Source organism: Streptomyces sp. JH14, from assembly GCF_029428675.1.
Lineage (GTDB): Bacteria > Actinomycetota > Actinomycetes > Streptomycetales > Streptomycetaceae > Streptomyces.
Genome location: NZ_JAJNEL010000001.1, coordinates 6,395,648 through 6,416,950, shown reverse-complemented (window position 1 = coordinate 6,416,950; position 21,303 = coordinate 6,395,648). Strand labels below are relative to the sequence as shown.

Here is a 21,303-nt window from a genome sequence, read left to right as displayed (position 1 = left end):
CATGAGTGGCCGTCAGAAGGACCGCCCATGGCTCATGCGGACGTACGCCGGTCACTCGACCGCCGAGGCGTCCAACGAGCTCTACCGGCGCAACCTCGCCAAGGGCCAGACGGGTCTGTCGGTCGCCTTCGACCTCCCGACCCAGACGGGTTACGACCCCGACCACATCCTCGCCCGCGGCGAGGTCGGCCGGGTCGGGGTCCCCGTCTCGCACCTCGGCGACATGCGGCGGCTGTTCCAGGACATCCCGCTGGAGCAGATGAACACCTCGATGACGATCAACGCCACCGCGATGTGGCTGCTCGCGCTCTATCAGGTGGTCGCCGAGGAACAGGGCGCCGACGCCGCCAAGCTCCAGGGCACGACGCAGAACGACATCGTCAAGGAGTACCTCTCGCGCGGGACGCACGTCTTCCCGCCCGGCCCTTCCCTGCGGCTGACCACCGACATGATCACGTACACGGTCAACCGCATACCGAAGTGGAACCCGATCAACATCTGCAGCTACCACCTGCAGGAGGCGGGGGCCACTCCGGTCCAGGAGATCGCGTACGCCATGTCGACGGCGATCGCCGTGCTCGACGCGGTCCGTGACTCCGGGCAGGTGCCCGAGGAGAAGTTCGGCGATGTCGTCGCCCGCATCTCCTTCTTCGTGAACGCGGGCGTCCGCTTCATCGAGGAGATGTGCAAGATGCGCGCCTTCGGCCGCATCTGGGACCAGGTCACGCGCGAGCGGTACGGCATCACCGACGCCAAGCAGCGCCGGTTCCGCTACGGCGTCCAGGTCAACTCCCTCGGGCTGACCGAGGCGCAGCCGGAGAACAACGTCCAGCGCATCGTCCTGGAGATGCTGGCCGTCACCCTCTCCAAGGACGCCCGCGCGCGGGCCGTCCAGCTGCCCGCCTGGAACGAGGCGCTGGGGCTCCCCCGGCCCTGGGACCAGCAGTGGTCGCTGCGGATCCAGCAGGTCCTCGCGCACGAGAGCGACCTGCTGGAGTACGAGGACATCTTCGCCGGATCGCATGTCATCGAGGCCAAGGTCGACGCCCTGGTCACCGACTCGCTCGCGGAGATCGACCGGATCCAGCAGATGGGCGGCGCCATGGCCGCCGTCGAGTCCGGCTACCTGAAGTCGGAACTGGTCTCCTCGCACGCACAGCGGCGGGCCCGGATCGAGGGCGGCGAGGAGAAGATCGTCGGCGTCAACATCTACGAGACGACCGAGCCGAACCCGCTCACCTCGGACCTCGACGGCGCGATCATGACGGTCGACCCCGCCAACGAGGCCAGGGTGGTCGCGGCGCTCCACGAGTGGCGCGACAACCGGGACGAGACCCGCGCCACCGAGGCGCTCGCCGCACTCAAGAAGGCCGCGGCCGGCACCGACAACATGATGGAAGCGACCGTCGAATGCGCCCGAGCGGGTGTCACCACCGGCGAGTGGTCGTGGGCGCTGCGCGATGTGTTCGGCGAGTTCCGGGCCCCGACGGGCGTGTCGTCCGCACCGGTCGCGGTGACCGCGGAGGCGGGCACGCCGCTCGCTCTCGTACGGGAGAAGGTCGCCCGTACCGCCGAGGACCTCGGAGCCGGGCGGCTGCGGCTGCTGGTCGGCAAGCCGGGCCTGGACGGGCACTCCAACGGCGCCGAGCAGATCGCCGTACGGGCCCGTGACGCCGGGTTCGAGGTCGTCTACCAGGGGATCAGGCTGACCCCCGAACAGATCGTCTCGGCGGCACTCGCCGAGGACGTGCACTGCGTCGGTCTGTCGATCCTGTCCGGCTCGCACGCCGAGCTGGTGCCGGACGTGCTGAACCGGCTGCGCGAGGCCGGCGCCAACGACATACCGGTCATCGCGGGCGGGATCATTCCGCCCGCCGACGCCACCGCGCTGATCGAGGCGGGCGTCGCCGCCGTATTCACCCCGAAGGACTTCGGCATCACGGAGATCATCGGCCGTATCGTCGACGAGATCCGGAAAGCGAACAAGCTCGACCCTCTGGAGGTCCCCGCATGACCCAGCCCGTGAACCGTCTGCGTCCGCGTCGCTCCTGCCTGGCCGTCCCGGGCTCGAACCCGCGGTTCCTGGAGAAGGCCCAGGGCCTCCCGGCCGACCAGGTCTTCCTGGACCTCGAGGACGCCTGCGCCCCGCTCGCCAAGGAAGGCGCCCGGCACCACATCGTCGACGCGCTGAACAACGGCGACTGGACGGGCAAGACCCGGGTCGTGCGAGTGAATGACTGGACGACGCACTGGACGTACCGCGATGTGATCACGGTCGTCGAGGGCGCCGGCCAGAACCTCGACTGCATCATGCTGCCGAAGGTCCAGGACGCCCAGCAGGTCGTCGCGCTCGACCTCCTGCTGACCCAGATCGAGAAGACGATGGGCTTCGAGATCGGCAAGATCGGCATCGAGGCGCAGATCGAGAACGCCAAGGGCCTGGTGAACATCGACGACATCGCCGCCGCCTCGCCGCGCCTGGAGACACTGATCTTCGGCCCCGCGGACTTCATGGCGTCGATCAACATGAAGACCCTGGTCGTCGGTCAGCAGCCGCCCGGCTACGGCGCGGACGCGTACCACTACATCCTGATGCGCATTCTGATGGCGGCCCGTACGCACGACCTGCAGGCGATCGACGGCCCCTTCCTCCAGATCCGTGACGTGGACGCGTACCGCGAGGTGGCGGGCCGTGCGGCGGCGCTGGGCTTCGACGGCAAGTGGGTGCTGCACCCCGGTCAGGTGGACGCGGCGAACGAGGTGTTCTCGCCCTCGCAGGAGGACTACGACCACGCGGAGCTGATCCTCGACGCATACGAGTGGTGCACCTCGGAGGAGGGCGGCAAGAAGGGTTCGGCGATGCTCGGCGACGAGATGATCGACGAGGCCAGCCGGAAGATGGCCCTGGTCATCGCGGGCAAGGGCCGCGCGGCCGGAATGCAGCGCACCTCCAAGTTCGAAGCTCCGGAGGCCTGATCATGCAGTTCGGACGCACATACGAGGAGTTCGAGGTCGGTGCGGTCTACAAGCACTGGCCGGGAAAGACGGTCACGGAGTACGACGACCATCTTTTCTGTCTGCTGACCATGAACCATCACCCGCTGCACATGGACAGCAACTACGCGGAGAAGACCACCGATTTCGGCAAGAACGTTGTCGTAGGCAACTACATCTACTCGCTGTTGCTCGGCATGTCCGTCCCGGACGTCTCCGGCAAGGCGATCGCCAACCTGGAGGTCGAGTCGCTGAAGCATGTCGCACCGACCTTCCACGGCGACACGATCTACGGCGAGACGACCGTTCTCGACAAGATTCCGTCAAAGTCCAAGAGCGACCGCGGAATCGTTTACGTGGAAACCAAGGGATACAAGCAGGACGGCACGCTCGTCTGTGTGTTCCGTCGCAAGGTGATGGTCCCCACCGAGACGTACATCAAGGAGCGCGGCGGCGAGCAGCCCGGCCGCCCGGAGCTGAACCAGCCTTCGCAGAAGAACGTGGAGAAGTAGCCATGACGCGACTCGCCCAGACCGCCGGTCTGAACGACATCCAACAGGAAATCCTCTCCACGGTCCGGGATTTCGTCGACAAGGAGATCATTCCGGTCGCCACCCAGCTGGAGCACCGCGACGAGTACCCGACGGAGATCGTCGAGGGGCTCAAGGAGCTCGGCCTGTTCGGTCTGATGATTCCCGAGGAGTACGGGGGTCTGGGTGAGTCGCTTCTCACGTACGCGCTGTGTGTGGAGGAAATCGCCCGCGGCTGGATGAGCGTGTCGGGAATCATCAACACGCACTTCATCGTGGCGTACATGCTCAAGCAGCACGGCACTCAGGAGCAGAAGGACACGTTCCTGCCGCGCATGGCACTGGGCGAGGTCCGGGGCGCGTTCTCGATGTCCGAGCCGGCGCTGGGTTCCGATGTATCGGCGATCACTTCGAAGGGCGTCAGGGACGGCGACGAGTACGTCCTGAACGGCCAGAAGATGTGGCTGACGAACGGCGGCACGTCGTCGCTCGTCGCCGTGCTGTGCCGAAGTGACGAAGGACACCCCGAGGGCACGGCCCCGCACAAGTCGATGACGACCTTCCTGGTCGAGAAGGAGCCGGGCTTCGGCGAGGTCCGGCCGGGGCTCACGATCCCCGGAAAGATCGACAAGATGGGTTACAAGGGCGTCGACACGACGGAACTCATCATGGACGGACTACGCATTCCGGCCAATCGTGTACTCGGCGGCACCACCGGCCGAGGGTTTTACCAAATGATGGACGGCGTCGAGGTCGGCCGGGTGAATGTGGCCGCACGTGGCTGCGGGGTCGCCCAGCGTGCATTCGAGCTGGGCGTTTCCTACGCCCAGCAGCGCCACACCTTCGGAAAGCCGATCGCCCAGCACCAGGCCATCCAGTTCAAGCTGGCCGAAATGGCCACCAAGGTCGAAGCGGCCCATGCAATGATGGTGAACGCGGCACGCAAAAAGGACTCCGGGGAACGAAACGACCTGGAGGCAGGGATGGCGAAGTACCTCGCCTCCGAGTACTGCAAGGAAGTCGTCGAGGACGCCTTCCGTATCCACGGCGGTTACGGCTTCTCCAAGGAGTACGAGATCGAGCGCCTCTACCGGGAGGCTCCGATGCTGCTGATCGGTGAAGGTACCGCCGAGATCCAGAAAATGATCATTGGGCGCCGACTCCTCGAGGAGTACCGGTTCCAGGGGTGATCATCCCCTTTGTGGCGATTTAACCGCGAAGAAGATCACACCCTGTCATCCTCAGCCGGTGCCTTCCAGCCGTCCGACTCGGCTGCTGGCTTGCCCAGTTGCGGGCCGCAACCGATAGCATCGCCGGAAAAGCCGCCGTCCCCCGTTGCCAGCGCGGCATCATCCGCTACGAAGGTCATCCATGCCCGACAGCCAAACCTCTGCACCACGCGGCGGAGTCCGCCTTGCGCGCGGAGCTTCGCCGTGGCTCCTCCCGACCGTCGCCACCGCGGCACTCAGCCTTGCCCGGGCCCGCAAGTCCGGACGCTGGGCCGCCGTGGCGGTGCCCACCACCGCCCTCGCCGCGGGCATGCTGTGGTTCTTCCGCGACCCCGAGCGCGAGATCACCCAGGGCCGGGTCATTTCGCCGGCCGACGGCGTGGTGCAGAGCATCATGCCGTGGAAGGACGGGCGTACCCGCGTCGCGATCTTCATGAGCCCGCTCAATGTTCACGTCAACCGCGCGCCGCTTGCCGGCACGGTGACATCGGTCGAGCACATCCCCGGTGGGTTCGTTCCGGCGTTCAACAAGGAGAGCGAGAACAACGAGCGCGTTGTCTGGCACTTCGACACCGAGCTCGGCGACATCGAGATGGTGCAGATCGCGGGTGCGGTTGCCCGGCGCATCGTCCCGTACATCCCGCAGGGCACGAAGGTGGAGCAGGGCGAGCGCATCGGCCTGATCCGCTTCGGCTCCCGGGTCGACATCTACCTTCCGGAAGGTATCGATGTCGCGGTCGAGGTCGGCCAGGCCACCACCGCGGGGGTGACTCGAATTGACCGTGATTGATCCCGACACGCAGGCCGGCTGGGTCCCGGAGGGCGAGTGCGAGGCGGACGCCGAGGACATGCCGCTCTCTTTGCGGCTGTCGATAGCCGACACCCTCACTCTCGGTAATGCCACGTGCGGTTTCATGGCGGTGTACTTCACCACCACCGGGATCCTCATCCCGCACCTCACCGGCAGCGACGAGAGCGGCATGGCCCGGCACTCCGCGGCCACCGCGGTGATATTGATGCTCCTCGCCGCGGTCTTCGACCTCTTCGACGGGCTGGTGGCGCGCAAGCTCCGCTCGTCGCCGATGGGCGCGGAGCTGGACAACCTCTCGGACCTGATCAGCTTCGGCCTCGCCCCGGCGTACTTCGTGCTGGTGTACGGCATGGTCGCGGACGACGCACACCAGAGGGTGTCGGCGCTCGCGGCGATCGTCGTGCTGCTGGCGGTGGTGCTGAGACTCGCCAGATTCTCCTGCGTCACCATGAAGGACGGCATGTTCCAGGGCATGCCGAGCCCCTTCGGAGCACTCACGGTCGTCTCGATCGTGCTCCTGGAGCTGCCCTTCGTACCGACGCTGCTCGCCATCGTGGGCGTGGCGTGGCTCATGGTCAGCCGGGTCGAGTACCCGAAGCCGCGGGGTGTCCTCGCGGTGGCGATGCTCAGCTGGATCGTGGGCGCGATGGGGCTGCTCGCCGCCTGGGCGTTCGACGCCCCCGGCGGTCAGCTGCTCCTGCAGACCGGCTGCGCGCTGCAGGTGGTCCTGGGAGCGGTCATCCCGCTCTTCGCCACGGCGCGGCGGGTGAACACCTTCCGCGACAACCGGCGCGAGGCACGGGCGACTCAGCTGCCCTAGCGGTACGGAACGCGTCATGACGCACGAGGGCCCGGGTGCTCCCCAGCACCCGGGCCCTCGTGCATGCGGTGGTGACGATTCACCGCCGGGAGCACCTCGCCGCAGCTGCGGCGAGGTGCTCCCGGCCGCGTAGGCCTCGACGTCCTCGCTCACCACGCTGACCGAGGACACCGATCCGTCGGGCCGGGTGTACGCGGCCATGACGGCAGCAAGAGCCAATCGCAGTGCCGACCGTCAGGGCGCGCCGTCAGGCGACAGCGGTCATCGCGGAGGACGACGTAAGGGTTGGGCGGTCCGGCTCTCGTGGTGGAGTCCGCGGTAGTGCACCGGCCCGTATCCGCCCTGGGCGTCGTGCAAGGGGCCGGCCCCGGGAATTCCTCCCGGGGCCGGCCCCTTGCAGATCAGCCGTGCGTCAGCGGACCAGGGCGGTGCTGGTGGCCTGTACGTCCAGGACGGTGCTGCGGCCGGCGGTCAGTCGACCGGACAGGTCCAGGCTGAGGGCGCTCCAGACCAGGTTGGCCAGAGGCAGGAGGGCCGGGGAGCCGTCTGCGTTGGCCTTCACCGGTTCGGTCTCCCAGACGGACGAGATGCGTCCGCCGCTCGGGAAGACGTTCTGCGCGTCGTAGGCGCGCGTCCGGTCACCCTGCGGATGACGCAGTCTCAGCGGGGTCCGTCCGTTACGCGGAGTCCCAGCGAGCGGCGAGCAGGAGTGCGATGTCGTCGGGCCGGTCGGCCTCCCGCTTCGCCTCCCGGATCACCAGGTCCGCCATGTCGGCGAGGGACGGCGAGTCGGCGTGCTCGATCGTGGAGCGCAGCCGCTCGATGCCCACGTCGATGTCGGTACCGGCCTGCTCGACCAGCCCGTCGGTGAACAGTGCCAGGCCCGCACCCGGGGCCAGCAGGAAGTCGCTGACCGGGTACGAGGCGCCGGCGGTGACACCGAGCACGATGCCGCCGGGGAGGTCCATGACCTCCGTCGTACCGTCGGGATGGCGCAGCAGCGGCTGCGGGTGCCCGGCCCGGACGGCCTGGGTGCGACCGGTGACGGGGTCGAGGACGACGTAGCAGCAACTGGCGAACTGGCCGGAATCGAGGTCGATGAGCAACCGGTTCGTGCCGCTCACCACCTCCTGCGGCGTGTGCCCGCTGAGAGCGAAAGCCCTTACGGCGCTGCGCAGTTGGCCCATGGTCGCGGCTGCGGCGACCCCGTGTCCCTGGACGTCCCCGATCACCAGGGCCAGCCCGCGGTCCGTCTCGACGACGTCGTACCAGTCGCCGCCGACGTCCATGCCCAGAGTGCCGGCGAGGTACCGCCCCGCGGTGTCGACGTGATCGAGTACGGGCAGCCGGTGCGGCAGCAGTGCGTTCTGCAGCCCCTTGGCCAGGGCTGACTCGGTGTCGTAACGCTGGGCTCGTTCGAGGGACTGGGCGATGAGTCCGGCCAGCGCGGTGAGCACCGTGCGCTCCTCGGGGGTGAAGCCGCGCGGCTGGTCGAAGCCGAGGATGCACGAGCCGACGGGTCGCCCGGAGGCGATGAGCGGCAGGAAGGCGCGGGCCCCGACATCGGCGTCCAGCGGAATGCCGGGGTAGGAGGCGGCCAGGCGCTCCATCGACTCGAAGAAGATGGGACGGCCGGTGGTGAGCGTATCGACGCCCGGCAGGTGCGCGTCCAGTCCGACCCCGTCGAACCGGTCGAGGAAACCGTGCGGGAATCCAGTCTCCCAGGCCAGGTAGAGGTGCCGCTCGCTGAGCAGATAGATCGCCAGTTGTCGGCCGCCGAACGCCGGCAGCAGCTCCTCCGTGACCACCACCGACACCTGCCGGGCCGTGACGGCCTCTGTCAGCGCGATGGCGAGGGCGACCGGCCGGTACAGCGCGGATGCCCGGTCGGCCGGGGAGCCGAGTCCCGCACCCGGTGTGACGACGGACCCCGGCGTATAGGCGGGCTGGTCCGTGACGGTGAGCGTCCCGGTCACACCGTCGTGACCGGGGTAGAGGGACACCGACATCCAGTCGTCCGGGGCGCGCCGTGCGAGGAAGTGCACCGGCTCGTGGGAGAGCATGGCGGCCCGGTGGTGGTCGTCGTACGCGGGGTGTCCGAACCACGGCAGGACCTCCCACAGCACGCTTCCGACCAGTTCGGCCCTCGCCCTGCCGAGCACCTCCTCCGCCAGATCGTTGACGTACGTGATCCGCCCGAGCCGGTCCAGCGAGAAGATGCCGTGCGGGATCCGGTCGGCCGCCTCCGCGACGGCCGGTCCGACGCCGAGGTCGACCAGAAAGCCGGTCAGATGACCGCCTGTGGCGTCACCGGGCGTCCGGGGCGGGCGGCTGGAGATCTCGAGGAAGCTCGTCCGGCCGTCGACGCCGCGCAGCTGCATCCGGCGTACGACCGGTCCGGTCGACCTCGCCGCCCGGCGGGCGACGGCCTGCAGTCCGTACGCGTCCTCCGGAGCCAGCAGCGCTGTCAGCGCGTCGATGGTGCCGGGAAACCGCCCGGGCTCCGTACCGAGGATCCCGCACAGCGCGGCATCGGCGTCGACAGCGCCGGTGCCGAGGTCCCAGTCGAGGTGCCCGATCCTGACCGGAGGCGCAGCGATCGAGGGCAGCTGGACGCAGGCCGGCTCGCCGTCCCACACGACCTCCAGGCCATAGGCCACGAGCTCCGCGAGGTCGGCTCCGAGCTGCTCGGCGACCTCCTGCAGCCGGTGGCGATCGGCTTCCGTGACCTGCTGTCCGGGCGAGGCTGCCTGGCGCATCACCACCAGCACCCCGAACTTCTCGTGCCTTCCCACGACGGGCACGTACAGCGAACCGAACGGGAACGGCAGGCCCGCCATCAGCTGCGGGAACCGGCGCATGGCCTCCTCGGCGTCGGCAAGCATGATCGGCCGGCGTGAGCGGTAGACCTCGGCCACCGGGAAGGGCCGGTTCACATGCATGCGCCACCAGGGACGGAACAGCTGACCCGGCAACCCCGCGAGCACCGCGAGCCTCAGCAGCTCAGGGATGCGGGAGCACAGATATACGCCGCCGGCGAACCCGCCGACGGCCTCGATCGCGCTCACGGCGGCCTGCGCAAGCACCAGGGACAGTTCGTCGGGCACTCGGCTGCCGACCGCCGCCCCCGGCACCGTCCCGCTCTCTCCGCGCGGGCTGCGCCGGGCCGCGCCGTACCAGGTCACACAGTCAGGATGCGCCCTGGCTGTCGTGGCTCGCACCCGGTGGGTGGGGTCACGACAATAAGCTGAATCTTCCAGCAACATGTGAGTCTTTTGCGTGAGACATGGGTGCGTCATGCGCACGGAAGGGGAACTGACCATCGGAGGGTTGCAGATTCAGCCGCATCATCCCCACCATGTTGGGAAATTCCTCGCAAATGCCCCTCATCAAAGTTCTGATTTTGAGTGATCAAGCCATTATTTTGCGCACAGCATGGACGTCTTTGCGGTCTGCTCCTAGCCTGTGGGCGTCCGAAGAGCCCCCACGAGCCGCAAGGACGACGGTCACGTGACCCCACCACCGAAACGCCTCCTGCTCAGACGCTCTCTGTCCGCCTCCCTCTCCCTGGCCCTCGCCGCGTTCGGCACCGCCGCCGCGGTCGTCCTGTCCAGCGCCCCGCCTGCCCGCGCCGCGGGTGTCCCCGCGCCTTCCCCCCTCGCGGTTCCCGGCCGCGGCGCAACCGTTCCGTTCAAGGAACAGGAAGCCGAGTACGCCGCCACCAACGGCACGCTGATCGGACCGAACCGGCTGTACGGCACGCTGCCCTCCGAGGCCTCGGGCCGGCAGGCCGTGACCCTGGACGCCGTCGGCGAGTACGTCGAGTTCACCCTCACCGCCCCGGCGAACGCGATGTCCTTCCGGTACTCGCTGCCGGACAGCCCCGACGGGACGGGCCGGGACGCCTCGATCGACGTGCGCGTGGGTGACGGGGCACCGAAAAGCGTCCCCGTCACGTCGAAGTACGGCTGGTACTACGGCGGCTACCCGTTCAACAACAACCCGGGCGACACCAACCCGCACCACTTCTACGACGAGGCCCGCACGATGTTCGGGTCGACGCTCGCCGCCGGCACGAAGGTACGGCTCCAGGTGTCGTCCACCGCCGCATCGCCGGCGTTCACCATCGACCTGGCCGATTTCGAGCAGGTCGGCGCGCCGGCAGGCAGGCCGTCGGGGGCGCTGGACGTGGTGAGCGACTTCGGTGCCGACCCGACCGGGGCCGCCGACTCCACCGGCAGAATCCAGGCGGCCGTCGACGCGGGCCGGGCCCAGGGCAAGGAGGTGTACCTCCCTCAGGGCACCTTCCAGGTCCGCGACCACATCATCGTCGATCAGGTGACACTGCGCGGCGCCGGTCCCTGGTACAGCGTGCTCACCGGGCGGGATCCGTCGAACCGCAGCAAGGCGGTCGGTGTCTACGGCAAGTACGCGGGGGCCGGCGGCAGCAGCAACGTCACCCTCAAGGACTTCGCCATCATCGGCGACATCCGCGAGCGGGTGGACAACGACCAGGTCAATGCCATCGGCGGGGCCCTGTCGAATTCGGTCGTCGACAACGTCTGGATGCAGCACACCAAGTGCGGCGCCTGGATGGACGGGCCGATGGACAATTTCACCGTCAGGAACAGCCGCATTCTGGACCAGACCGCCGACGGCGTGAATTTCCACTACGGCGTCACGAACTCCACCGTCACCAACACATTCGTCCGCAACACCGGTGACGACGGTCTGGCGATGTGGGCGGAGAACGTACCGAACGTGAAGAACAAGTTCACGTTCAACACCGTGATCCTGCCGATTCTCGCCAACAACATCGTGACGTACGGCGGCAGGGACATCACCCTCTCCGACAACGTCATGTCCGACACGATCACCAACGGAGGCGGACTGCATGTCGCCAATCGCTATCCCGGGGTGAATTCGGGTCAGGGCACGGCGGTCTCCGGTACGACGACCGCTGCCCGCAACACGCTGATCCGCACCGGGAACAACGACTTCAACTGGCGGTTCGGGGTCGGTGCGATCTGGTTCAGCGGACTCAACGAACCCATCAACGCCACCATCAACATCACCGACACCGAAATTCTGGACAGCTCGTACGCCGCGATCCATCTCATCGAGGGCGCGAGCAACGGACTGCACTTCGACCATGTCAGGATCGACGGCGCGGGTACGTACGCGCTGCAGATCCAGGCGCCGGGTACGGCCACGTTCAACGATGTCGTCGCCACGCACATCGCCCAGTCGAACCCGATCCACAACTGTGTCGGCAGCGGCTTCCAGATCACCCGGGTGGGCAGCACGAACTCCGGCTGGTACGCCGATCCGCCGGCCTGCACCGGCACCTGGCCGGACCCGGTGTGGACCAACGGCGGGGTGCCCGGCGGCGGCACGGACCCGACGGACCCGCCGACGGACCCGCCGACCGATCCGCCCACCGATCCCGGCAACCTCGCCCTGGGCCGTCCGGTCACCGAGTCGGGCCACGCCGACGTCTACGGGGCGGGCAACGCCGTGGACGGCAATGCGAACAGCTACTGGGAGAGCGCCAACAACGCCTTCCCGCAGACCCTCACCGTCGACCTGGGTGCCCCCAAGGCCGTCAAACGGCTGGTCCTCAAGCTGCCGCCGGCGGCGGCGTGGGCGACCCGCACGCAGACGCTGAGCGTGTCGGGCAGCGCCGACAACTCCTCGTACAGCTCGCTCAAGGCTTCGGCCGGCTACACCTTCGACCCGGCCTCCGGCAATGCGGTCACGGTCACCCTGCCCGGCACCTCGGCGCGCTATCTGCGGCTGACGTTCACCGCGAACACGGGCTGGCCCGCGGGCCAGCTCTCGGAACTGGAGGCCTACACCACCTGACGAATGCGACGGGTTGCGGGACGGGCCCTGCCCGTCCCGCACCTGCGCGGTCCGACGGCAGCCTCAGCCCTCGGACCGGCCGGATGCCCCGGCACTCGCGTACACGTGGCTCGCAAATTCGGCGATCTGTGCGTCACTCAGGTTCTTCGCGAGATCAGCCTCCGTGATCATGCCGACCAGGCGGTGACCGCTCCGGACGTCGATCACCGGCAGCCGCTTGATCTGATGCTGCTCCATGGTCGTCAGGACCTCGGCGGCATCCGCTTCGGCATCGATCCAGTGCACCTTGGCATTGAGGGATCCGGCCTGTACGGACGCGGGGTCGACGCCCTCCGCGCAGCACTTGACGACGATGTCACGATCGGTGATCAAGCCCGTGAGCCTGTTGTTGTCGCCGCAGATCGGCAGGCAGCCGACGCCCAGATCGCGCATCATCTTCGCCACCTCGAACAGCGACTGATGCGCCCCGACACACTGCACCCCACCGGTCATGATGTCTCGCGCGAGCAGCTTCTCAGCCATGATTGCCTCCCGTCCTGGACCGCGTTGTACCTCCGTCATCGACCACAACACGAATGGCCCGACACCGCTCCCCGGATGTGCCGGCGAGGTCGCGGATCCCTCAGCACGGACGGTCACGGCTCCATGTGGCTGAATCCCACTTCGAAGTGCTCGACCGAGGCGATCCGCTGGCCTTCCCTGTGCGCGACCTCCTCGCGAAGCTGGGTGGCCCGGTCCTCGCTGGCCTGCATGGCCTGCTCGTCGCCCCACAGGGTCAGCGACACAGCTTTCCCGGAGGCCCGATCGACGAGGTAGAACACGCCCCGAAAGCCGGCAGCCTCGTGCATGTCTTGGAGCATCGCTTCCCAGTTCGCGGTCAGGTCTCCCTCCGCAGGAACCGGTGAACCCTGGTAGGTGCTCAGCCTCGCAAACATCGCTGCCACCTTTCCTGACAGACTGCCGGTCGGAAGACAGGCAGCTTCAGGACCAGCGTGCTCCGGCGGGCTGCACGCCGCACGCCGAACAGCCGTTCTCTCCGTCCACCGGGCCGGTGGGGGCCGCTCGCCACGGTACGAGGCGTGCACCGGCCGGCAGCCCGGTGCACGAAGGCGCGCGTCTCGCAAGGCCGGTACCTGCGCCGGGCGCGAGACCGAAATCGGCTCGTGCCCGGCTCGGCCTTCCGCACGGACGCCGCTCGCACCGGGATCGCCCCGGCCCGTGCTCACGACAGGAAGTCGCGCGCGATCCCCTCCGCCACCCGTTCCAGCAGCGGTCCCGCCTGGGCCATGCACACCGCGGGGTCCGGCTCCAGCTCGGTGAGGGCGTACGCGCGCCGGATGCCCGCTCTGCCGAGCGCCTCCGGAGGCAGCGCCAGACGGCCGCAGACCGCCACCACCTCAAGCCCCGCCGCGCGGGCCGCCGCGGCGACGCCCGCCGGGGCCTTGCCGTGCAGGGTCTGTCGGTCGAGGGAGCCCTCGCCCGTGATCACGAGCGTGGCGCGGGCCAGCGCCGGTGCGAAGCCCAGGACGTCGAGCATGACCTCGATGCCGGGGCGGAACCGGGCGCCGAGAGCGACCAGCGCCCCGTAGCCGATGCCGCCCGCCGCACCCGCTCCGGGCAGCGTCGCCTGCTCCGGTCCGAGGAGGGACGCATAGTGCGCGAGTGCCGCGTCGAGGACCGCGATGTCCTCCTCGGTCGCACCCTTCTGCCGCCCGTAGACCTCCGGGGCGCCCTTCGGGCCGGTCAGCGGGTTGTCCACGTCGCTGGCGAGGACGAGGTCCACATCGGCAAGCCGCGGGTCGAGGCCCGACAGGTCCGCCTCGGCCAGATCCACGAGGCCGCCGCCACCGGGGCCGACGGGCTTGCCGTCCGCGTCCAGGAACCGGGCGCCGAGCGCGGTCAGCATGCCCGCGCCCCCATCGGTCGTGGCGCTGCCGCCGACCCCGAACACAAGGGTCCGGGCGCCCGCGTCCAGCGCCGCGGCCAGCAGCTCGCCGGAGCCGTACGTGGTGGCGGTGAGCGGGGCGAAGACCCCGTCGGGGAGGTGCTGGAGGCCCGAGGCCTCGGCCATCTCCACCACCGCGGTGGTGTCGCGCAGCGCGTACGCCGCGGTGACGACCTCCCCGCGCGGCCCCGTCACCTGTGCCTCGCGCCGCTCGAACCCGGCGGCCACCGCCGCCGCCACCGTGCCGTCGCCGCCGTCCGCCACGGGCAAGGTCTCGACCTGCACCCCGGGTACCACGCGCCGCAGCCCGGCCGTCACCCGCTCCGCCACCTGCACCGCGGTGAGCGAGCCCTTGAACTTGTCCGCCGCGACGAGCACTCGGGCGGTCTCCATCACTGCTCCGTCCGTCACCTTGCATCCCTTGCTTTCGAACAGGCAGTCGCGCCGCCCCGACCCTATCCGGAGCACCCGCCCTGTGCCCATGGGTGTCCGGGCCCCGGACGTGCGTTCCGGCCCACGGCCCGGCGCCCCCATTACGCTGCGCACGTGACGACCACTGACTACGCCACGTACATCGCAGGGCTGCCCAGGGTGCTGGCCGCCGCGGCAACCGTCTTCCGGGACGGGGAAGGACGGGTACTGCTCGTCGAGCCCAACTACCGGGACGGCTGGGCGCTGCCCGGCGGTTAGGCAAAGCACCTCTAGATGTCTCAGCGCATCGCCCCGGCAGCTACCTTTTCGCTGGAGAGTCGTTAGCCACATGGTCACCTCGTTGTCTCAGGGAGAGCCATGGACTACTTCTTCACGTCACGCGTCACCGCACGTCGTCACTATCAGGCAGTGCCCGGAGTGGCCCTTGAGGGGGCCACGTATACGAGCCGGAGCAGGGCTCTCAAAGATGGCACTCCCTTCTTCCTCAGCGCGGACATGCGGCCGTTGGAGCCGCACTGCTCTTTCTTCTACGAGCTCGCCAAGACCCTTGAGGCCAAGTCGCTGCGGGACTACACCTACGACTTCCTCGACCTGGACGACTTCCTCGCACGCCTCGATCCCCCGGCCGACCTGCTGTCTGCCACCGAGGACGATCTGATCGCGTACCGCGATTACTGCATCGAGTACCGCGACGAGCCGATGGCGCCGGCTACCTGGAAGCGCCGCAGAGCCACGATCAACAGGTTCTACGACTGGGCCGTCGATGAGGCCCGGCTCCTCGACCGACGCCCGTACTACCGCAAGAAGAACGGCCGCGACATCCTCAACTGGGGAGCGACCAGCGAACTCGATGTACGCCATCTGACGTTTGAGCAGTGGTGGCTCCTTGACCGAGTCGGCCTGCGTGGGCTGCTACCCGACGGCACGGCTGATCCCGCCTTCCGTTCCGGTCATGCTCTGCGGGACAGCTGCGGCGGGAATCTCTCCATCACGACTGGCCTGCGGCTGCGAGAGTTCAGCGCGTTGCTCGACATCGAAGTCGGCTCCCCTCGCCGGGACGGTTCGGCCAAGGAAGTTGAACTGCAGGCGATCGCGAAGTTCGGCCTTCCCAGAACCACCGAGATCCAGGACGCCACGCTGCGCGAACTGGACTGGTACCGACGGACCGAGCGGGCCGGTTTCCTTCGCAAGGCGGCGAAGAACCTGCATCGGCAGCGAGATGAGTTGTTCGTGGTCGACGACATCGACACGCGCGCGATGAAGGTCAGCGGCATCCAGGACGGTCAGCGACGCACGTACAGGATCAAGGCGATGAAGGCGCCACTGCGGCGGATCACGGTCGTCGAGGGCGACCACGGGCTGGAGTCGATGGCTCTGTTCGTCGGTCGCAACGGACGGATGATCAGCAGCCAACGCTGGGAGCAGATCTTCGCCGGCGCACACGCGAGAGCGGTGCGGATCGCGACCGAACACACCCTGCCGCTGGAGATGCCAGGGCAGGTCCGCATCCATGATCTTCGCCATACCTTCGCCGTATACATGCTGGAGCAACTGACCGAGTTGGTCCGCGGCCAGGACGAGGAACAGCAGCGCCTCACCGGCCGCCCGCACGCCTATGCCGCAGATCACGTGGCCCGTAACCCGTTCCTGACCGTCATGCGGCTCCTCGGGCATCGCCGTCCCGAATCGACCATGCGATATCTGACCTACAAGCGGAAGACGAACCTGCTCGTCTCCCGTGCGGTGAAGGAGTGGAACGATCAGGACCGCACGTACGCGGACTTGGCCGCTCGCCAGGCCGCAGGGTGGGTCGCCTGATGCCGCGCCGAGGAGAACGCAGATCCCAGTCCGCCACGCTACCGCCGCGGCTGCCCGCTCCGCGTGCATCCGGCCACGTCGGAGTGAGGGAATTGACTGTGGTGCAGCGGGGGCACACCACGACGAGCCGGATCAATCCGGGAGAGTACCCATGCCGGGCGCTGGTGGCTCAACTGGCGGACGTGTTGATCGAGTATCACCACAAAGCAGCCTTGAAGAACAGCGACAGATATCTCGGAGCTGTTCGCTCGTTCGCGAAGTTCATCGGCCCGTATCTCACGGCTCGGGACCTGGACCCGGCTGATGCCCGTCTCGACACCGACCACATCGATCTCACCGAGGCCGTCTACGCGTGGGAGAACGACCTCCTCGCCCAGTTTCCCGAGAATTCGTCGCAGCCGTGGGCGTTGTCACGCTCACTGCTCGCGTTGGTGCACCACCGGGCCGAGCGCGATGCGCGCGTGCCTGACAAGTTGCGCAGGCGTGCTGCGGCGCCACCCACTCTGCGTAAGGCCACCGGGGAACCGCTGGACGAGTTCTCCAACTCCGAACGTCTCGCGCTCAAAGGAGCCGCCCAGGACGACCTGCGGGCCCTCGAGAAGCGTCTTGCCCAGGGAAGGGAACTCCTGAGGTCCGGTCAAGATCCGCGAGAGTTCGGCTGGGAAGAACTGCCGAATCTGGTCTGGGCTGCCCGTCACCGTCTGCTGACCATGGATGAACTCCGTGTGCACCTCCCTGCGCACGCCAAGCGCTGGCCTCAGGAACTACGGGATGTACGGCCGGCCGACAACGGTGCGCTCGGCGGCTTCTACGGCCTCTTACGGGGAGTGCATGCCTTGCTCTATCCGCAGGAGTTGGACCTGCACCCGTTTCGAGTCCTGTTGCTGCTGGCAATGCTCGACTGCACGACCGAGGAACTACATGCGCTACGGGTTCCTGACCTTGAGTTCAGCAATCAGGGCGTTCGTATTATCCAGACCAAAAACCGCGCGGCCCGCGTCCGCGCCGACTACCACGTGGTCGACCTGCCCTTGGAGGAGGGCGAGGTGCCTGGGGAACGTGCTTACGAGGGCCGTGGCGACTGGGACGTCCCTGGTCTGCTGCGACGCCTTGTCACCGCAACCGCACTGACGCGCGAAGTATTCGGTGGCGTGCCGTGGCTGTTCACCGCGGTTGAGTCTGCGAAGAACCGCAGCATCATGGATGCGCGGTTCGCCCGCTTCGTCGACCCTGGTCGTCGCTTCACGCACTGGATCGCCTCCCATCTCAATGCGGACGGCCGGCCCGCCTTGGCCATCTCCGAACCGCACGCGGCGCCCCGACTACGCAAGACCGCGAAGACCACTCGCGTCGTTGCCCTGGGGGGCACCTTGTCCGACATGGCGGGGGATGATCACAGCATCCAGGTGTTCCAGGGCCACTACGCTCACGGCACCACAGCGCGGGTGCTGGCCGGAGCAGCAATGAACCGAGCCCAACAGCTCGTGTTCGACCGCCTCGCCGACAAGCCGGTTCTGGTCGCACCGGATATACAGTCCCGCCTCGGTGAACCCGAAGTCGCCCACGCGCTGGGGGTGAGTCCTGAACAGGGGGCCGCCCTGAGTGTCGGAGATCTCGACATGGGCGTCACCAACTGCAAGAACCCTCATGACTCGCCGCACAGCACTCCCGGAAAGCTCTGTCATGTCGCCCCGGCCATGTGCATGGTCTGCACCAACGCTGTCGTGTTCGTCTCCCAACTACCGCAGCAGTTGTTGCTGTCCGATCACATCGAGCGGATGCGCCTGACACAGCCACCACCGGTCTGGGATGCGGTGTGGGGACGCCAGGCCAAGGCGCTGGCCGAAGTGATCGAGGAATGCGCTGAGCATATTCCCGCAGCGCGCCGAGCCATCCAGGAGCACGACATCCGACTGAATCTGTCGTTGGGCATGCGAACGGAGTACGACCGATGACCATTCCTGCCGCGATGGACAGGCCGGTCTCTCGGACCTTCGCTGACAATGAACCCGTATACGCCAGTATGCCGGGGCAGCTCCCCGGCGTTCGGGGGCCGGCCTTCGGGCGCATCGATGAGTGGCCCTGTGATTGCCTCCGACGGCCGGCGCACAAGATCCCGGCACAGTGGAAGTGTGTGTTCCCGATCGATCCGGTCTGGAACTTGCGCGTACGGGAAGTGGCATTCAGCATGCTCAACCCCAATCACCAAGCCCTGCGGAACGCGGGAATCTTCCTGCCCAGAAAGAAGTGGGCCACCGCCACGGTCATCAAGGTCTGCTTCAACGTGTCTCAGCTCGGGGCCTGGGCGCGTCGCGAAGGGATGCCGGACAGCTTGCACTTCTGGTCGCTCGAGGACTGGCAGGCCTACGTCGACCACTGTGCGTCAAGCACCAAACCGGAGTCCGTACGCAGTGCGGTGGGAGCCGTACGCCACCTGATCCGCTTCTCCTTCGCCCTCACAGGCACCGCCCCACTCAAAGACCCCTGGCCAGGACGGACAGACAGCGACGTGGCCAATGTCGCCACTGGTGACGAGTTGGCCACCCCCTCGATCGCACCGGAAGTCTGGTGGCCGCTTCTACGCGCCGCATGGGCCTATATCGATCGATATTCCGCGAGCATCCTGGATCAACGCGACCGCGAAGCAGAGCGGGCATCAGCGCCCCGGTTGACCCAAGCCACCCTCAGCGCCGAAGTCATCAACGAACAGCTGGAGTTGTGGCTGACCAACCCGGCCAACCTGGTACCCGTCAGCGACCGCGAGAACAGGGTCAACCCGAAGGGCTCACCCATCTGGAGCTCCTTGAGCCGAGCGGTGACGGCAGGAGCAAGCTCGACAGTCTTCGCCACCAAGAACAACCGGCAAGGCACGGAACGTCGGCAGAAGGTCAGGTGGATGATCGAAAGGACGGGCAGGATCCGGCCTGTCCGTCCCACCGCCGCCAAGCAGTTCGAATCGGACTACGAAGGCTACGCGACACGCCGCCGCTCATCGCAATCCATGGATGCCACGCTCCAGAAATGGCTTGCCAACCCGGGGAATCTCATCCCCGTTCACGCCGAAACGAGTCGGTTCGCTCCCGGAGAGCCGGTGTGGTCGGCGCTGGAATCCCTGCTCTATGACACCTCGGAGCAAGTGGATGTCTTCGGCAACGGCAGCAAACAGGGGCGCCGTCGACGCGATCTGGTGCTGCAAGCCGCAGTCGGCAAGCGCCGGACCGTCTACTCGGGCAAGCAACTGGACAGGGATCTGCGGATGCTTCGGGCATCCTGCTACATCTTCGTGGCAGCGTTGAGTGCGATGCGGGACAGCGAAATCCAGGAGATCCAGCGCGGTGCGCTCACTCAGCACTACGGAGCACCGGCGATCGGCTCCCACAAATCCAAGGGAGATCTTTCAAGGCCGCACGCCAACTGGTGGATCATCGAGCCGGTCGCGCAGGCCTTGGCAGTGGCCGAACGGTTGACCTGGCACGACACGCACATCTTCGCCTCAATGGCGCCTCCCCGCGAGGACGGGACTGCCGGACGAGCGCGCGCCGGGATCTCAGCAGCCGACGACATCGACTTCTTTATCGAGACGGTGAATAGCACCCGGCACCTCACTGGTCTGGAGGAAATCCCTCCTGGGCGGGTACGTCCGCACATGTTCCGCAGGACAATGTCGATCATCGCCAGCCAGCAGCCGGACGGCGACATCGCTCTGGGTATTCAGCTCAAGCACGCCGCGCGCCGGGCGCTGGCCAATCGCCTTACCGGCGCCTACGGCAAGACCGATGCCAAGTGGGCGAAGGAGTTCGACACCGATCTGCAGACCGCAGCGGCCGAGAAGCTGGTCGGACTCCTCAAGGCCCGCCGAAGCGGGGCCAGCATCGCGGTGGGCCCCGGTGCCGCCCGTTTTCACGCCGGGCTCGACAAGGTCAACGCCGCCATCGAAGCGAACTCGACGCTCCGGGCCCAAGTCGCAGACGAGCGACTGGAGATCACCCTCCTGCGGGACGAGTTCGCGAACCTCCACCTGGGCACGGTCAACCACTGCCTGTGGAACGCACCCACCGCGGAGTGCCAGAACCAACTCCCAGCGGCTCAACGCGGCCAGGCCCCGCTGCTGGGCGCCTGCCAACCGTCCCGATGCCGCAATTCCGTCCTCACCTTGTCGCACGAGCGGATCTGGCGCATGGAGGAGGCCGACTTGGTGGAGTTCTTGGAGAAAAGGCTCTCCAAGCCGCTGCGCGAGCAGGCACAGACTCGGCTCGACGAAGTCCGCACCGCCACCGCGCAGATCGACAAGCTGAAGGAGAACCTCTGATGCCGGTGTCCGCAGCCACTGCCGCCAAACTCCGGGAAGCCATGGCCCGGCTCCTTGCCGGAGAGCCTCTGCATAGCGACGGCGCGATGACCAAGGAGAATCTGGCCCGCGAAGCCCAGGTCAGCCACGCCAGCGTCCACCGGGCCGAGGACATCCTCGCCGAGTGGAACGCCCGCATCCCGCAACCAGTCCTCCGGACGCCCGGCGAGGTTCAGCGTGACGAGACCATCGCCGAGTTGAAGGGGAAACTCAGAAGGGCCAACCAGAAGGTCACCGAGCTACAGAGCAAGCTCGATGCCCTGGCCACAGTGACGGCCAACCTCTATCACGAGAACATCGAGCTGAAGAAGAAGCAGAACACTCGGCAGCAGGGTCGCCTCACCGCCCTCGCCAGCGACATCGAGTCTCACCGCTGACCCGATCACGCCTGACAGTCCCCTGGGAGCACCGGCCAGTTGCTCCCAGGACGGGGATGGGGTCGAGATTTACCGGTGGGCGCTCGTATTCAACTGCCGCCGGTTTCTCGCGGAGCGCAGTCAGACAGCCACCC

The 21,303-nt window shown here is 67.5% G+C and carries 16 protein-coding genes and 1 pseudogene; 12 read left to right on the top strand and 5 right to left on the bottom strand.

Annotated features, from left to right (window positions below):
* The first annotated feature begins 1 nt into the window (after position 1).
* The 6 genes from LRD69_RS28980 (at position 2) to pssA (ending at position 6,384) form a co-directional block, all read left to right on the top strand.
* Positions 2 to 2,014 carry a protein meaA gene (locus tag LRD69_RS28980; RefSeq protein WP_277329473.1) on the top strand — a complete coding sequence of 671 codons (2,013 nt, stop codon included), beginning with the start codon at positions 2 to 4 and terminating at the stop codon, positions 2,012 to 2,014.
* Complete coding sequence (locus LRD69_RS28975) at positions 2,011 to 2,976, top strand: CoA ester lyase (protein WP_277329472.1); 966 nt, start codon at positions 2,011 to 2,013, stop codon at positions 2,974 to 2,976. Before LRD69_RS28980 ends, LRD69_RS28975 begins: the two co-directional genes overlap by 4 nt.
* A gap of 2 nt (positions 2,977 to 2,978) precedes the next feature.
* Positions 2,979 to 3,506, top strand: a complete 528-nt coding sequence (locus LRD69_RS28970; RefSeq protein WP_277329471.1) for a MaoC family dehydratase — start codon at positions 2,979 to 2,981, stop codon at positions 3,504 to 3,506.
* 2 nt (positions 3,507 to 3,508) lie between these two features.
* Positions 3,509 to 4,714 (top strand): acyl-CoA dehydrogenase family protein, encoded by a 1,206-nt coding sequence (locus tag LRD69_RS28965; protein ID WP_030916553.1) that lies wholly within the window; start codon positions 3,509 to 3,511, stop codon positions 4,712 to 4,714.
* A 181-nt stretch (positions 4,715 to 4,895) separates the two neighbouring features.
* Positions 4,896 to 5,543 (top strand): phosphatidylserine decarboxylase, encoded by a 648-nt coding sequence (locus LRD69_RS28960; protein ID WP_277329470.1) that lies wholly within the window; start codon positions 4,896 to 4,898, stop codon positions 5,541 to 5,543.
* Positions 5,530 to 6,384, top strand: a complete 855-nt coding sequence (gene pssA / locus LRD69_RS28955; RefSeq protein ID WP_277329469.1) for a CDP-diacylglycerol--serine O-phosphatidyltransferase — start codon at positions 5,530 to 5,532, stop codon at positions 6,382 to 6,384. Before LRD69_RS28960 ends, pssA begins: the two co-directional genes overlap by 14 nt.
* A gap of 412 nt (positions 6,385 to 6,796) precedes the next feature.
* Here pssA and LRD69_RS28950 read toward each other — a convergent pair whose 3' ends face one another.
* Both LRD69_RS28950 and LRD69_RS28945 read right to left on the bottom strand, forming a co-directional pair.
* Positions 6,797 to 6,946 carry a hypothetical protein gene (locus tag LRD69_RS28950; RefSeq protein ID WP_277329468.1) on the bottom strand — a complete coding sequence of 50 codons (150 nt, stop codon included), beginning with the start codon at positions 6,944 to 6,946 and terminating at the stop codon, positions 6,797 to 6,799.
* A 115-nt stretch (positions 6,947 to 7,061) separates the two neighbouring features.
* Positions 7,062 to 9,569, bottom strand: coding sequence for a SpoIIE family protein phosphatase (locus tag LRD69_RS28945; RefSeq protein ID WP_277329467.1), 2,508 nt, complete (start codon positions 9,567 to 9,569; stop codon positions 7,062 to 7,064).
* Positions 9,570 to 9,894: 325 nt separating this feature from the next.
* Between LRD69_RS28945 and LRD69_RS28940 the strand changes: the two genes are divergently transcribed.
* The gene (locus LRD69_RS28940) at positions 9,895 to 12,249 is read left to right on the top strand and encodes a discoidin domain-containing protein (protein WP_277329466.1); all 2,355 of its coding nucleotides are present in this window, start codon (positions 9,895 to 9,897) and stop codon (positions 12,247 to 12,249) included.
* A 63-nt stretch (positions 12,250 to 12,312) separates the two neighbouring features.
* Here LRD69_RS28940 and LRD69_RS28935 read toward each other — a convergent pair whose 3' ends face one another.
* From LRD69_RS28935 to LRD69_RS28925, 3 genes are all read right to left on the bottom strand, one after another.
* Positions 12,313 to 12,771 (bottom strand): CBS domain-containing protein, encoded by a 459-nt coding sequence (locus tag LRD69_RS28935; protein WP_277329913.1) that lies wholly within the window; start codon positions 12,769 to 12,771, stop codon positions 12,313 to 12,315.
* Positions 12,772 to 12,884: 113 nt separating this feature from the next.
* Positions 12,885 to 13,184 carry a hypothetical protein gene (locus LRD69_RS28930; protein WP_277329465.1) on the bottom strand — a complete coding sequence of 100 codons (300 nt, stop codon included), beginning with the start codon at positions 13,182 to 13,184 and terminating at the stop codon, positions 12,885 to 12,887.
* Positions 13,185 to 13,471: 287 nt separating this feature from the next.
* A complete protein-coding gene (locus LRD69_RS28925) occupies positions 13,472 to 14,587 on the bottom strand; it encodes a glycerate kinase (protein WP_277329912.1) in 1,116 nt (371 codons plus the stop codon).
* Positions 14,588 to 14,740: 153 nt separating this feature from the next.
* Here LRD69_RS28925 and LRD69_RS28920 point away from each other — a divergent pair.
* The 5 genes and pseudogenes from LRD69_RS28920 to LRD69_RS28900 form a co-directional block, all read left to right on the top strand.
* A pseudogene (locus LRD69_RS28920) lies at positions 14,741 to 14,881 on the top strand (NUDIX hydrolase); the annotation flags it as partial.
* A gap of 240 nt (positions 14,882 to 15,121) precedes the next feature.
* Positions 15,122 to 16,444, top strand: coding sequence for a site-specific integrase (locus LRD69_RS28915; RefSeq protein WP_277329464.1), 1,323 nt, complete (start codon positions 15,122 to 15,124; stop codon positions 16,442 to 16,444).
* Between the two features lie 92 nt (positions 16,445 to 16,536).
* Positions 16,537 to 18,399 carry a hypothetical protein gene (locus LRD69_RS28910; RefSeq protein ID WP_277329463.1) on the top strand — a complete coding sequence of 621 codons (1,863 nt, stop codon included), beginning with the start codon at positions 16,537 to 16,539 and terminating at the stop codon, positions 18,397 to 18,399.
* A 179-nt stretch (positions 18,400 to 18,578) separates the two neighbouring features.
* Positions 18,579 to 20,753 (top strand): hypothetical protein, encoded by a 2,175-nt coding sequence (locus LRD69_RS28905; protein WP_277329462.1) that lies wholly within the window; start codon positions 18,579 to 18,581, stop codon positions 20,751 to 20,753.
* Positions 20,753 to 21,169 carry a hypothetical protein gene (locus LRD69_RS28900; protein ID WP_277329461.1) on the top strand — a complete coding sequence of 139 codons (417 nt, stop codon included), beginning with the start codon at positions 20,753 to 20,755 and terminating at the stop codon, positions 21,167 to 21,169. The genes LRD69_RS28905 and LRD69_RS28900 overlap by 1 nt, the downstream gene beginning before the upstream one ends.
* Positions 21,170 to 21,303 lie beyond the last annotated feature (134 nt).

Coding starts and splice junctions, on each gene's coding strand:
- LRD69_RS28960 (WP_277329470.1), top strand. CDS start 4,896: ATGCCCGACAGCCAAACCTCTGCACCACGCGGCGGAGTCCGCCTTGCG.
- LRD69_RS28900 (WP_277329461.1), top strand. CDS start 20,753: ATGCCGGTGTCCGCAGCCACTGCCGCCAAACTCCGGGAAGCCATGGCC.
- LRD69_RS28975 (WP_277329472.1), top strand. CDS start 2,011: ATGACCCAGCCCGTGAACCGTCTGCGTCCGCGTCGCTCCTGCCTGGCC.
- LRD69_RS28980 (WP_277329473.1), top strand. CDS start 2: ATGAGTGGCCGTCAGAAGGACCGCCCATGGCTCATGCGGACGTACGCC.
- LRD69_RS28970 (WP_277329471.1), top strand. CDS start 2,979: ATGCAGTTCGGACGCACATACGAGGAGTTCGAGGTCGGTGCGGTCTAC.
- LRD69_RS28930 (WP_277329465.1), bottom strand. CDS start 13,184: ATGTTTGCGAGGCTGAGCACCTACCAGGGTTCACCGGTTCCTGCGGAG.
- LRD69_RS28965 (WP_030916553.1), top strand. CDS start 3,509: ATGACGCGACTCGCCCAGACCGCCGGTCTGAACGACATCCAACAGGAA.
- LRD69_RS28925 (WP_277329912.1), bottom strand. CDS start 14,587: ATGGAGACCGCCCGAGTGCTCGTCGCGGCGGACAAGTTCAAGGGCTCG.
- LRD69_RS28915 (WP_277329464.1), top strand. CDS start 15,122: ATGCGGCCGTTGGAGCCGCACTGCTCTTTCTTCTACGAGCTCGCCAAG.
- LRD69_RS28935 (WP_277329913.1), bottom strand. CDS start 12,771: ATGGCTGAGAAGCTGCTCGCGCGAGACATCATGACCGGTGGGGTGCAG.